Source organism: Streptomyces sp. IMTB 2501 (assembly GCF_001953885.1).
Lineage (GTDB): Bacteria > Actinomycetota > Actinomycetes > Streptomycetales > Streptomycetaceae > Streptomyces.
Window position 1 is genome coordinate 79,435 of the sequence record NZ_MQUS01000024.1, and the last position, 13,264, is coordinate 92,698.

General features: G+C 68.4%; 12 protein-coding genes. All 12 read left to right on the forward strand.

The genetic code is table 11. The annotated features are described in order from the left end of the window. The first annotated feature begins 600 nt into the window (after window positions 1-600). The 12 genes from AV521_RS33085 to nuoL are packed head-to-tail and all read left to right on the forward strand — an operon-like array spanning window position 601 to window position 13,260. Complete coding sequence (locus tag AV521_RS33085; RefSeq protein WP_003992243.1) at window positions 601-960, forward strand: NADH-quinone oxidoreductase subunit A; 360 nt, start codon at window positions 601-603, stop codon at window positions 958-960. A gap of 13 nt (window positions 961-973) precedes the next feature. Further along, window positions 974-1,528 (forward strand): NADH-quinone oxidoreductase subunit B family protein, encoded by a 555-nt coding sequence (locus AV521_RS33090; protein WP_023547484.1) that lies wholly within the window; start codon window positions 974-976, stop codon window positions 1,526-1,528. Further along, the gene (locus AV521_RS33095) at window positions 1,525-2,295 is read left to right on the forward strand and encodes an NADH-quinone oxidoreductase subunit C (RefSeq protein ID WP_076093695.1); all 771 of its coding nucleotides are present in this window, start codon (window positions 1,525-1,527) and stop codon (window positions 2,293-2,295) included. The genes AV521_RS33090 and AV521_RS33095 overlap by 4 nt, the downstream gene beginning before the upstream one ends. Continuing rightward, complete coding sequence (locus AV521_RS33100; RefSeq protein ID WP_076093697.1) at window positions 2,292-3,632, forward strand: NADH-quinone oxidoreductase subunit D; 1,341 nt, start codon at window positions 2,292-2,294, stop codon at window positions 3,630-3,632. Before AV521_RS33095 ends, AV521_RS33100 begins: the two co-directional genes overlap by 4 nt. After that, window positions 3,629-4,411, forward strand: coding sequence for an NADH-quinone oxidoreductase subunit NuoE (gene nuoE / locus AV521_RS33105; RefSeq protein WP_076093699.1), 783 nt, complete (start codon window positions 3,629-3,631; stop codon window positions 4,409-4,411). The genes AV521_RS33100 and nuoE overlap by 4 nt, the downstream gene beginning before the upstream one ends. Beyond that, window positions 4,408-5,757 carry an NADH-quinone oxidoreductase subunit NuoF gene (gene nuoF / locus AV521_RS33110; RefSeq protein WP_179023565.1) on the forward strand — a complete coding sequence of 450 codons (1,350 nt, stop codon included), beginning with the start codon at window positions 4,408-4,410 and terminating at the stop codon, window positions 5,755-5,757. The genes nuoE and nuoF overlap by 4 nt, the downstream gene beginning before the upstream one ends. Further along, entirely contained in the window at window positions 5,754-8,258 is a 2,505-nt protein-coding gene (locus AV521_RS33115; protein WP_076093704.1) for an NADH-quinone oxidoreductase subunit G, read from the forward strand. Before nuoF ends, AV521_RS33115 begins: the two co-directional genes overlap by 4 nt. Further along, on the forward strand, window positions 8,255-9,619 hold the full coding sequence (nuoH, locus tag AV521_RS33120) for an NADH-quinone oxidoreductase subunit NuoH (protein WP_076093706.1): 1,365 nt from the start codon (window positions 8,255-8,257) through the stop codon (window positions 9,617-9,619). Before AV521_RS33115 ends, nuoH begins: the two co-directional genes overlap by 4 nt. Beyond that, on the forward strand, window positions 9,612-10,214 hold the full coding sequence (gene nuoI, locus AV521_RS33125; RefSeq protein WP_076093708.1) for an NADH-quinone oxidoreductase subunit NuoI: 603 nt from the start codon (window positions 9,612-9,614) through the stop codon (window positions 10,212-10,214). Before nuoH ends, nuoI begins: the two co-directional genes overlap by 8 nt. Then, window positions 10,211-11,053: an NADH-quinone oxidoreductase subunit J gene (locus AV521_RS33130; protein ID WP_076093710.1), complete on the forward strand. Its 843-nt coding sequence runs from the start codon at window positions 10,211-10,213 to the stop codon at window positions 11,051-11,053. Before nuoI ends, AV521_RS33130 begins: the two co-directional genes overlap by 4 nt. After that, window positions 11,050-11,349: an NADH-quinone oxidoreductase subunit NuoK gene (gene nuoK, locus AV521_RS33135; RefSeq protein WP_076093711.1), complete on the forward strand. Its 300-nt coding sequence runs from the start codon at window positions 11,050-11,052 to the stop codon at window positions 11,347-11,349. Before AV521_RS33130 ends, nuoK begins: the two co-directional genes overlap by 4 nt. 15 nt (window positions 11,350-11,364) lie before the next feature. After that, window positions 11,365-13,260: an NADH-quinone oxidoreductase subunit L gene (nuoL, locus tag AV521_RS33140; protein WP_076093714.1), complete on the forward strand. Its 1,896-nt coding sequence runs from the start codon at window positions 11,365-11,367 to the stop codon at window positions 13,258-13,260. Window positions 13,261-13,264: the final 4 nt, after the last annotated feature.

A 13,264-nucleotide genomic window follows, 5' to 3' on the forward strand; every position in this document is an offset into this window, starting at 1 on the left:
GGTCTTTGATCATTACGTCCGAATTGCCCCACGCCTACCACTGGTTGAGATGGTTGGCCAAGCCCGCTTCCCAGGGACCTCTCATCGATGTGGCGGAGGTCACGGAACGGTTACCGGAACCGTCGCGTCCCGTGTGCGCGGAGCTCGTGAATGCGTGCACGCGTCCGCGCCACGTCCACATCCCGCCCCGTGCCTCCCTCTCATGTGTGAATGGGGTCCACTATCAGCCAGCTGCGTCCAGCGCCAATTTGCATGCAGCGGAACTCTCTTGATATTGAGACGACCCCTCCGGCCTGCGATGACTGGCGAAAATGTCACCTCTGGTGATCAACTGAACGCTTCACGTACGAAGATCACCCATCATCCGACTTCATGATCCTTCGTCAGGTGGTGGAGATCACAAAGCTTGTGGAATACGCCGTGTCGCAGATCACAGAGTGACGGGCATAAGATGCGTGGCAGCTGGGCTTGTGACCTGCTTCACATGTTCTCGATCTTCGCCCGGACGAGCGGGGCTTGTGGGACCGGTGAGGCGGATGTGAGTCCGGTGCACCAGTGCAACCGCCAGCAGTCAGCGCCGACTGAGAGGAGCGAGGAGCGGTGAACGCGTATGCGCCCATCCTCGTACTGGGAGCCCTCGGGGCAGGCTTTGCGATCTTCTCCGTGGTCATGGCCACGCTGATCGGTCCGAAGCGGTACAACCGCGCCAAGCTCGAGGCCTACGAGTGCGGTATCGAGCCGACCCCCACGCCGGCCGGCGGCGGGCGCTTCCCCATCAAGTACTACCTGACGGCGATGCTCTTCATCGTCTTCGACATCGAGATCGTCTTCCTCTATCCCTGGGCCGTCACCTTCGACGCCCTGGGGATTTTCGGGCTCGTGGAGATGCTGCTCTTCGTGCTCACCGTCTTCGTCGCGTACGCGTACGTATGGCGGCGCGGCGGCCTGGAATGGGACTGAGGGGCCTTTAGACATGGGACTCGAAGAAAAGCTGCCGAGCGGCTTCCTGCTGACCACCGTCGAGCAGGCCGCGGGCTGGGTGCGCAAGGCGTCCGTCTTCCCCGCCACCTTCGGCCTCGCCTGCTGCGCCATCGAGATGATGACCACCGGCGCCGGCCGCTACGACCTGGCGCGCTTCGGCATGGAGGTCTTCCGCGGCTCGCCGCGCCAGGCGGACCTGATGATCGTCGCCGGCCGGGTCAGCCAGAAGATGGCGCCGGTCCTGAGGCAGGTCTACGACCAGATGCCCAACCCGAAATGGGTGATCTCCATGGGCGTCTGCGCCTCCTCGGGCGGCATGTTCAACAACTACGCGATCGTCCAGGGCGTCGACCACATCGTCCCGGTCGACATCTACCTCCCGGGCTGTCCGCCCCGCCCCGAGATGCTGATGGACGCGATCCTCAAGCTCCACCACAAGATCCAGACCTCCAAACTCGGCGTCAACGCCGAGGAGGCCGCCCGCGAGGCGGAGGAGGCCGCGCTCAAGGCCCTGCCCACGATCGAGATGAAGGGGCTGCTGCGATGAGCGACGCGAACGGCAACGGCGCAGGCGGCGTGAACGGGTCCGCGAACGGGGTGAACCCCGAGAAGGACCTCTCCGCCTCCAACCTCCCCGGCCAGCGCGGCCAGGGCGGCGAGGAGATCCGCGTCCAGCGCGGCATGTTCGGTGCTGCCAACGGCGGCGACACCTCCGGCTACGACGGCCTGGTCCGCTCGGTCCGACTCCCGGGACCGGCGACCCGCCCCTACGGCGGCTGGTTCGACGAGGTCGCCGACGAACTGGAAGGCGCCCTGGAGGAACAGGGACTCGTCCCGGACAACGCCGTCGAGAAGACGGTCGTCGACCGCGACGAGATCACCTTCCACATCGAACGCGAACACCTGGTCCGCGTCGCCCGCACCCTGCGCGACGACCCGGCCCTGCGCTTCGAACTGTGCACCGGCGTCAGCGGCGTCCACTACCCGCACGACAAGGGCCGCGAGCTGCACGCCGTCTATCACCTGCGCTCGATCACCCACAACCGGCTGATCCGCATCGAGGTCAGCGCCCCCGACGCCGACCCGCACATCCCGTCGCTCGTCCCGGTGTACCCGACGAACGACTGGCACGAGCGCGAGACCTACGACTTCTTCGGGATCGTCTTCGACGGTCACCCGGCGCTGACGCGGATCATGATGCCGGACGACTGGCAGGGCCATCCGCAGCGCAAGGACTACCCCCTCGGCGGCATCCCCGTCGAGTACAAGGGCGCCCAGATCCCGGCTCCGGACCAGCGGAGGTCGTACTCGTGAGCACGCAGTCAGCATCCGACGCGTCGGCCGCCTCGGCGCGCGAGACCACCGAAGGCACCGTGTACACGGTGACCGGTGGCGACTGGGACGAGGTCGTCCAGTCCGCGACCCGCGCCGACGACGAACGCATCGTCGTCAACATGGGTCCCCAGCACCCCTCCACCCACGGAGTGCTCCGCCTGATCCTGGAGATCGAGGGCGAGACCGTCACCGAGGCCCGCTGCGGCATCGGCTATCTGCACACCGGCATCGAGAAGAACCTCGAGTTCCGCACGTGGACGCAGGGCACCACCTTCGTCACGCGCATGGACTACCTGACGTCCTTCTTCAACGAGACCGCCTACTGTCTCGCCGTCGAGAAACTCCTCGGCATCGAGGACGAGATCACCGAACGCGCCAAGATCATCCGGGTACTCCTGATGGAGCTGAACCGGATGTCCTCCCATCTGGTGTGCATCGCCACCGGCGGCATGGAACTGGGCGCCACCACGATCATGATCTACGGCTTCCGTGATCGTGAAATGATTCTCGACCTCTACGAGCTCATCACGGGCCTCAGGATGAACCACGCGTACATCCGCCCCGGCGGACTCGCCCAGGACCTGCCGCCCGGCGCGGTGGACCAGATCCGCGAGTTCGTGAAGAAGATGAAGAAGAACCTCCCCGAGTACGACAAGCTCGCCACCGGGAATCCCATCTTCAAGGCCCGCATGCAGGACATCGGCTACCTCGACCTGGCCGGCTGCATGGCCCTCGGCGCCACCGGCCCGATCCTGCGCTCCACCGGCCTGCCGCACGACCTGCGCAAGGCCCAGCCGTACTGCGACTACGAGACGTACGACTTCGAGATCCCGGTCGCCGACAGCTGCGACGCCTACGGCCGCTTCCTGGTCCGGCTGGAGGAGATGCGCCAGTCGCTCAGGATCGTCGAGCAGTGCCTGGACCGGCTCCAGCCGGGGCCGGTCATGGTCGCCGACAAGAAGATCGCCTGGCCCGCCCAGCTCGCCCTGGGACCGGACGGACTCGGCAACTCCCTCGACCACATCAAGAAGATCATGGGCACCTCCATGGAGGCCCTGATCCATCACTTCAAACTCGTCACCGAGGGCTTCCGCGTCCCGCCGGGACAGGCGTACGCGGCCGTCGAGTCCCCCAAGGGTGAGCTAGGCGTGCACGCCGTCTCCGACGGCGGCACCCGCCCCTATCGGGTCCACTTCCGTGACCCGTCCTTCACCAACCTGCAGGCCATGGCGGCGATGTGCGAAGGCGGCCAGGTCGCCGACGTCATCGTCGCCGTCGCGTCCATCGACCCCGTGATGGGAGGCGTCGACCGGTGACCACCTCTTCTTCGGAGCGGGGCGTCAGCCTGGGTATGCCCGAACTGCCCGCGCCCGCGTACCCGGACGATGTCCGGGCCCGCCTGGAGGCGGACGCACGCGAGATCATCGCGCGCTACCCGGACTCCCGGTCCGCCCTGCTCCCACTGCTCCACCTCGTGCAGTCGGAGGAGGGCCATGTCACGCGCACCGGAATGCGGTTCTGCGCGGACATGCTGGACCTGACCACGGCCGAGGTCACGGCCGTAGCCACCTTCTACACCATGTACCGGCGGGGGCCGTCCGGTGACTACCAGGTCGGTGTGTGCACCAACACCCTGTGCGCGGTGATGGGCGGAGACGCGATCTTCGAGACCCTCCAGGAACACCTGGGCGTCGGCAACGGCGAGACCACCGACGACGGCAAGGTCACCCTGGAGCACATCGAGTGCAACGCGGCCTGCGACTACGCGCCGGTCGTGATGGTCAACTGGGAGTTCTTCGACAACCAGACGCCGGGCAGCGCCAAGCGCCTGGTCGACGATCTGCGCGAGGGACGGCCCGTGCACCCCACGCGCGGGGCGCGGCTGTGCACGTTCAAGGAGACCGCGCGGATCCTGGCCGGCTTCCCCGACGAGCGGCCAGGGGCCGTCGAGGAGAGCGGCGGTGCGGGACCCGCGTCGCTGGTGGGCCTTCGCCTGGCAAGGGGAGAGGCCGCACCCGCGCGCGTGGTCCATCCGCGTGCACAGGAACCCCAGGATGCGCCGTCCGCGGGCGAGGCCGAAGAGGAGGGGGAGTGATGACCGTGGCAGCCGAACTCAAGGACACGAGCCCCGAGAAGCTTCTCGCACCCGTGCTGTCGGCCTTCTGGGACGAGGACCGGTCCTGGACTCTGGACGTCTACCGGAGGCACGAGGGGTACGAGGGGCTCCGCAAGGCGCTCGCCATGTCACCGGACGACGTGATCGCGTACGTCAAGGACTCCGGGCTGCGCGGCCGCGGCGGCGCGGGATTCCCGACCGGAATGAAGTGGCAGTTCATTCCGCAGGGAGATGGGAAACCGCACTATCTAGTTGTCAACGCCGACGAGTCGGAGCCCGGGACGTGCAAGGACATCCCGCTCCTCTTCGCGAACCCGCATAGCCTCATCGAGGGCATCGTGATCGCGTGCTATGCCATCAGGTCGTCGCATGCCTTCATCTATCTGCGTGGTGAAGTCGTCCCCGTTCTGCGGCGGTTGCACGAGGCCGTGCGCGAGGCCTACGCGGCGGGCTACCTCGGCGAGAACGTCCTGGGCAGCGGCCTCGACCTCCACCTCACCGTGCACGCGGGCGCCGGCGCGTACATCTGCGGTGAGGAGACCGCACTGCTCGACTCGCTCGAAGGCCGCCGTGGTCAACCGCGGCTCCGTCCCCCCTTCCCTGCGGTGGAAGGCCTCTACGCCTGTCCGACTGTGGTGAATAACGTCGAATCCATCGCGTCGGTTCCCGCCATCCTGCAAAACGGGAAAGAATGGTTCAGGTCGATGGGCAGCGAGAAGTCCCCGGGCTTCACGCTCTACTCGCTCAGCGGCCACGTGGCGAGCCCCGGCCAGTACGAGGCGCCGCTCGGCATCACGCTCCGCCAGCTCCTCGAGATGAGCGGCGGCATGCGGCCGGGCCACCGCCTGAAGTTCTGGACCCCCGGCGGCTCCTCGACGCCGATGTTCACCGACGAGCACCTCGACGTCCCTCTTGATTACGAAGGAGTGGGCGCCGCGGGTTCCATGCTCGGCACGAAAGCCCTGCAGTGCTTCGACGAGACGACCTGCGTGGTGCGGGCAGTGACCCGCTGGACCGAGTTCTACGCCCACGAGTCCTGTGGCAAGTGCACGCCCTGCCGCGAAGGCACGTACTGGCTCGTGCAGTTGCTGCGGGACATCGAGGCCGGCAAGGGGACCATGTCCGACCTCGGCAAGCTCGCCGACATCGCCGACAACATCAACGGCAAGTCCTTCTGCGCCCTCGGCGACGGCGCCGCGTCCCCGATCTTCTCCTCGCTGAAGTACTTCCGCGCGGAGTACGAGCAGCACATCACGGGCCGGGGCTGCCCCTTCGACCCGGCCAAGTCGACGGCCTGGGCGGACCGCCCGGAGGTGAACGCATGACCGTGACCACGAGTTCCCCCACCGGAGGGGGAACGGCGGCGGTCCCGCCGGAGGACCTCGTCTCGCTGACGATCGACGGCATCGAGATCAGCGTGCCCAAGGGCACCCTGGTCATCCGGGCCGCCGAGCAGCTCGGCATCGAGATCCCCCGGTTCTGCGACCACCCCCTGCTCGACCCCGCCGGCGCCTGCCGGCAGTGCATCGTCGAGGTCGAGGGCCAGCGCAAGCCGATGGCGTCCTGCACCATCACCTGCACCGACGGCATGGTGGTGAAGACCCAGCTCACCTCGCCGGTGGCCGAGAAGGCCCAGCACGGCGTGATGGAGCTGCTGCTCATCAACCACCCCCTGGACTGCCCGGTCTGCGACAAGGGCGGCGAGTGCCCGCTGCAGAACCAGGCCATGTCGCACGGCAACGCCGACTCCCGCTTCGACGGCAAGAAGCGCACCTACGAAAAGCCCGTACCGATCTCCACCCAGGTGCTGCTGGATCGCGAGCGGTGCGTGCTGTGCGCCCGCTGCACCCGGTTCTCCAACCAGATCGCGGGCGACCCGATGATCGAGCTCCTCGAACGCGGCGCGCTCCAGCAGGTCGGCACCGGCGAGGGCGACCCGTTCGAGTCGTACTTCTCCGGCAACACCATCCAGATCTGCCCGGTCGGCGCGCTGACCTCGGCGGCCTACCGCTTCCGCTCCCGGCCCTTCGACCTGGTCTCCTCACCGTCGGTCTGCGAGCACTGCTCAGGCGGCTGCGCAACCCGCACCGACCACCGGCGCGGCAAGGTCATGCGGCGGCTGGCCGCCAACGACCCCGAGGTCAACGAGGAGTGGATCTGCGACAAGGGACGCTTCGCGTTCCGGTACGCACAGCTCAAGGACCGCCTCGACACCCCGCTCGTCCGCAACGCCGACGGTGTCCTGGAGCCCGCGTCCTGGCCGGAGGCGCTGGAGGCGGCCGCGCGCGGACTGAGCGCGGCACGCTCCCGGGCCGGTGTCCTGATCGGTGGCCGGCTGACCGTCGAGGACGCCTACGCGTACAGCAAGTTCGCGCGCGTGGCGCTCGACACGAACGACATCGACTTCCGCGCGCGCGTACACAGCGGCGAGGAAGCCGACTTCCTGGCGTCCCGGGTGGCCGGCCGCGGCCGTGACCTCGACGGTACGGGCGTCACGTACACCTCCCTGGAGAAGGCGCCCGCCGTCCTGCTGGTCGGCTTCGAGTCGGAGGAGGAGGCACCCGGCGTCTTCCTCAGGCTGCGCAAGGCCTGGCGCAAGCACAAGCAGCAGGTGTTCGCGCTGGCCACGCACGCGACCCGGGGCCTTGAGAAGGCGGGCGGCACCCTGCTGCCGGCCGCGCCGGGCACCGAGACCGAGTGGCTGGACGCCCTCGGGAGCGGCGGCGGCCTGGAGGAGCTCGGCAGCCGGGCCGCGGAGGCCCTGCGCACCGAGGGCGCGGTCATCGTCGTCGGCGAGCGCCTCGCCTCCATCTCCGGCGGCCTCACCGCCGCCGTACGCGCCGCCACCGCGACCGGCGCCCAGTTGGTGTGGATCCCGCGCCGGGCCGGCGAGCGTGGCGCCGTCGAGGCGGGCGCGCTGCCGTCGCTGCTGCCGGGCGGCCGCCCGGCGACCGACCCGCGCGCGCGGGAGGAGGTCGCCGCCGCCTGGGGGCTCGCCGAACTCCCGCTGCGCTACGGCCGCGACACCCACCACATCGTCGAGGCTGCCGCCACCGGCGAACTGTCGGCACTCGTCGTCGCCGGCGTCGAGCTCGCCGACCTGCCCGACCCGGCACGCGCGCGTGAAGCACTCGACGACGTCGGCTTCCTGGTGTCGCTGGAACTGCGGCCCAGCGAGGTCACCGAGCACGCCGACGTCGTCCTCCCGGTCGCCGCGGTCGCCGAGAAGGCGGGCACGTTCCTCAACTGGGAAGGCCGAGTGCGGTTCTTCGACGCCGCGCTCAAGCCCGACCAGATGACCCGCCGCCTGGCACCGACGGACGCGCGCGTGCTGCAGATGCTGGCCGACGCCATGGACGTCCACCTGGGCCTGCCGGATCTGCGCACCACGCGCGCGGAGATCGACCGGCTCGGCTCCTGGACCGGCCCGCGCGCCACCGGACCCCAGGAGTCCGCCGGCGTGCTGCCCCGCCCGGCCGTCGGCGAGGCCGTGCTCGCCGGGCACCGGCTGCTCCTGGACCAGGGCGTCCTCCAGGAGGGCGACGAGGCGCTCGCCGGCACCCGGCACGCCGCCCACGCGCGCGTGTCGGCGGCGACCGCCGCCGAGGCGGGCGTGAAGGACGGCGACGCCCTCGCCGTCACCGGCTCCACCGGCACTGTCGAACTCCCGCTGCGGATCACCGAGATGCCCGACCGGGTGGTCTGGCTCCCGCTGAACTCCGTCGGCGCGGGGGTCGCCTCCGACACCGGGGCCCGGCCCGGCTCACTCGTCCGTATCGGCCCGGCGGCACCCGCCGAACAGGCCCCCAAGGAGGTGGAGGCATGAGCCCGTACCTCGCAGCTGAAGACCTCTCGATGTTCGGCCGCGACCCCTGGTGGCTGGTCGTCATCAAGGCCGTGTTCTGCTTCGCCTTCCTGATGGTGACCGTGCTGTTCTCCATCGTCTGGGAGCGCAAGGTCGTCGCCTGGATGCAGCTGCGCATCGGCCCCAACCGGCACGGCCCCTGGGGCATGCTCCAGTCGCTGGCCGACGGCGTGAAGCTGATGCTCAAGGAAGACGTCATCGTCAAACGCGCGGACAAGGTGGTCTACGTCCTCGCGCCGATCGTCGCGGCCATCCCGGCCTTCATGGCGATCGCGGTGATCCCCTTCGGCCCGGCCGGCAACGAGATCTCGATCTTCGGCCACCGCACCACGATGCAGCTCACCGACCTGCCGATCGCGATGCTCTACATCCTCGCGGTCGCCTCCGTCGGCATCTACGGCATCGTCCTCGCGGGTTGGAGTTCTGGATCCACCTACCCGCTCCTCGGCGGCCTGCGCTCCTGCGCACAGATGATCTCCTACGAGATCGCCATGGGCGCCGCGTTCGCCTCCGTGTTCCTGTACTCGGGGTCGATGTCGACGTCCACGATCGTGGAGCAGCAGCACGACCGCTGGTTCATCCTGCTGCTGCCGGTCTCCTTCATCCTCTACATCGTCACGATGGTCGGCGAGACCAACCGCGCCCCCTTCGACATGCCGGAGTCCGAGGGCGACCTGGTCGGCGGCTTCAACACCGAGTACTCGTCCATCAAGTTCGCGATGTTCATGCTCGCCGAGTACGTGAACATGGTGACGGTCTCAGCCGTGTCGACCACCCTGTTCCTCGGAGGCTGGCGCGCCCCCTGGCCGATCAGCTCCTTCTGGGAGGGCGCGAACCACGGCTGGTGGCCACTGCTCTGGTTCGTGATCAAGGTCCAGTTGCTGCTGTTCTTCTTCATCTGGCTGCGCGGCACGCTCCCGCGGGTCCGCTACGACCAGCTGATGAAGCTCGGCTGGAAGGTCCTCATCCCGGTCTCCGTGACGTGGCTGATGCTGGTGGCGACCGTACGGGCCCTGCGCAACGAGCACTACGACTTCGCCGACATCGCCCTCTACGTCGGCGGCGGAGTCCTCGCCCTGCTGCTGATCTCCTTCGTCGCCGACATGTTCCGCGAGAAGGCCGGGAGGGCCGAGCGGCCCGACGCCGAGCAGGCCGGATTCGACCCGCTGGCGGGCGGGTTCCCGGTACCGCCGCTGCCTGGACAGGAACTGCCGCCGGTGCCGAGGCGCCGCCCGCGCCGCGAGCGGGAGCTGATTGTCAGTGGTGGGTCGGACACTGTCAGTGACGGATCTTCGGATGGAAAGGAGGCGTCCGATGGCTGAGGAGCCCAAGGAGACCAAACCCGGTTTCCAGAACCCCGTGGCCGGCTTCGGCGTGACCTTCAAGGCCATGTTCAAGAAGCGGCTGACCGAGCAGTACCCGGAGCAGAAGAAGACCACGGCTCCGCGGTTCCACGGACGGCATCAGCTCAACCGCCATCCGGACGGCCTGGAGAAGTGCGTCGGCTGCGAGCTGTGCGCCTGGGCGTGCCCCGCCGACGCCATCTATGTGGAAGGCGCCGACAACACCGACGAGGAACGCTACTCGCCGGGCGAGCGCTATGGCCGCGTCTACCAGATCAACTACGCCCGCTGCATCCTGTGCGGCCTGTGCATCGAGGCGTGCCCCACGCGCGCGCTGACGATGACCAACGAGTTCGAGCTGGCCGACTCCAGCCGCGCCAACCTCATCTACACCAAGGAACAGCTCCTCGCCGGGCTCGAAGAGGGCATGGTCGACACACCCCACTCGATCTTCCCGGGGACCGACGAACAGGACTACTACCGGGGCCTGGTGACACAGGCCGCGCCCGGCACGGTCCGCCAGGTCGCCGTCTCCAAAGGAGAGACGCCCGAGGACCAGGAGGTGGAAGCATGAGCCCGCAGCTCGCCGCCTACGCGACCTCCACCGGTGAGGCCTTCCAGTTCTGGGTGCTCGGCACCATCGCGGTGCTCGGCGCCCTGTGCACCGTCTTCATGAAGAAGGCCGTGCACAGTGCGCTCTGCCTCGCCGGCACCATGATCGTCCTGGCGGTGTTCTACCTCGCCAACGGCGCCTACTTCCTGGGCATCGTGCAGATCGTCGTCTACACCGGCGCGATCATGATGCTGTTCCTGTTCGTGGTGATGCTCGTCGGCGTCACGGCAGCGGACTCCTTGAAGGAGACCATCAAGGGCCAGCGCTGGCTGGCTCTTCTGTGCGGAGTCGGCTTCGGCGTCCTGCTCCTCACGGGCATCGGCAACGCGTCCCTGAAGGAGTTCAACGGCACCGGCCAGGCGAACGCGAACGGCAACGTGGGAGGCCTCGCCTCCCTCATCTTCACCAAGTACGTCTTCGCCTTCGAAATCACCGGCGCCCTGCTGATCACAGCCGCCGTCGGCGCCATGGTGCTCACCCACCGCGAGCGCACCGAGCGCGCCAAGACCCAGCGCGAGCTGGCCGAACAGCGCGTCCGCGAAGGCACGCACGTCCCGCCGCTGCCCGCCCCCGGTGTCTATGCCCGGCACAACGCCGTGGACATCGCGGGCCTGCTCCCCGACGGCACCCCGTCCGAGCTGACCGTCAGCAAGACGCTGCGCGAGCGCGGCCAGATCCGTGACGTGTCCGCCGAGGCGCTGGGCGACCTGCGCGCACTGGAGCAGCGAGCGGAGGAACGCCTGGAGCGCACGGAGATCGAACCGGCGACGTTCAAGCGGCCCGAGGAGGCGTCGAAGTGAACCCGGTCAACTACCTCTACCTCGCCGCCCTGTTGTTCACGATCGGCGCGACCGGCGTGCTGATCCGGCGCAACGCCATCGTGGTCTTCATGTGCATCGAGCTGATGCTGAACGCCTGCAACCTCGCGTTCGTCACCTTCTCCCGGCTGCACGGCAACCTCGACGGCCAGATCATCGCCTTCTTCACGATGGTCGTCGCCGCCGCGGAGGTCGTGGTGGGCCTCGCGATCATCGTGTCGCTGTTCCGTACCCGCCACTCGGCCTCGGTCGACGACGCCAGCCTGATGAAGCTGTAAGGGGTCGGAAGAATCGTGGAGAACCTGATCGCGCCGCTCATCGCGGCGCCCCTGCTCGGAGCGGCCGTCCTCCTGGTCGGCGGCCGGCGCCTCGACCGCGTCGGCCACTGGATCGGCACGCTCCTGTCGGCCGCCTCCTTCGTGTTCGGCCTGATCCTCTTCGCCGACCTGCTCGGCAAGAGCGCAGAACACCGCACCCTCATCAAGCATTTGTTCAGCTGGGTCCCGGTGGCCGGCTTCCAGGCGGACGCCACCCTCCGCCTGGACCAGCTGTCGATGACGTTCGTCCTGCTCATCACGGGCGTCGGCTCACTGATCCACCTGTACTCGGTCGGCTACATGGAGCACGACGAGCGGCGCCGCCGCTTCTTCGGCTACCTGAACCTGTTCCTCGCGGCGATGCTCCTGCTCGTCCTCGCCGACAACTACCTGCTGCTGTACGTCGGCTGGGAGGGCGTCGGCCTCGCCTCGTACCTGCTGATCGGCTTCTGGCAGCACAAGCCCAGCGCCGCGACGGCCGCGAAGAAGGCCTTCCTGGTCAACCGCGTCGGCGACATGGGTCTGTCGATCGCGATCATGCTGATGTTCACGACGTTCGGCAGCTTCGCCTTCGGCCCGGTCCTCAGCCACGCCACCCAGGCATCCGAGGGCAAGCTCACCGCCATCGGCCTGATGCTGCTGCTCGCCGCCTGCGGCAAGTCCGCCCAGGTGCCGCTGCAGTCCTGGCTCGGTGACGCCATGGAGGGTCCGACCCCGGTCTCGGCCCTGATCCACGCGGCGACGATGGTGACCGCGGGCGTGTACCTCATCGTCCGCTCGGGAGCCATCTTCAACGCGGCCCCGGACGCCCAGCTCGCCGTCACCGTCGTCGGCGCGGTCACGCTCCTCTTCGGTGCGATCGTCGGTTGCGCGAAGGACGACATCAAGAAGGCACTGGCCGGCTCGACCATGTCGCAGATCGGCTACATGGTGCTGGCCGCGGGCCTCGGCCCGATCGGCTACGTCTTCGCGATCATGCACCTGGTGACACACGGCTTCTTCAAGGCCGGGCTGTTCCTCGGCGCGGGCTCCGTCATGCACGGCATGAACGACGAGGTCGACATGCGCAAGTACGGCGGCTTGCGGCAGTACATGCCGGTCACCTTCATCACCTTCGGCCTCGGCTACCTCGCCATCATCGGCTTCCCGGGCCTGTCCGGCTTCTTCTCCAAGGACAAGATCATCGAGGCGGCCTTCGCCAAGGGCGGCACCGAGGGGTGGATCCTCGGCGGCGCGGCCCTGCTCGGCGCGGCCATCACCGCCTTCTACATGACGCGCGTGATGCTGATGACGTTCTTCGGAGAGAAGCGCTGGCAGCCGGACGAGAACGGCAACGAGCCGCACCCGCACGAGTCCCCGAAGGTCATGACGATCCCGATGATCGTGCTGGCCGTCGGATCGGTCCTCGCCGGTGGCCTCTTCAGCATCGGCGACCGCTTCCTGCACTGGCTGGAGCCGGTCACCGGACACAGCGAGGGCCACTCCCCGGTCAGCGCCTGGACGGTCACCGGCGCGACCATGGTGTGCCTCGTCATCGGCGTAGGCATCGCCTGGGCGCAGTACGGCCGCAAGCCTGTCCCTGTCGTCGCCCCGCGCGGCTCGCTGCTCACCCGCGCGGCCCGCCGCGACCTGCTCCAGGACGACTTCAACCATGTGGTCCTGGTACGCGGCGGCGAGCACCTGACGCGCTCCCTGGTGTACGTCGACCACACCCTGGTCGACGGTGTCGTCAACGGCACGGCGGCCGGCTTCGGCGGCCTGTCCGGGCGGTTGCGCCGCCTCCAGAACGGCTTCGCCCGCTCCTACGCGGTCTCGATGTTCGGCGGTGCGGCCCTCCTGGTCGCCGCGACCCTGCTGATGAGGGCGGTCTGATACC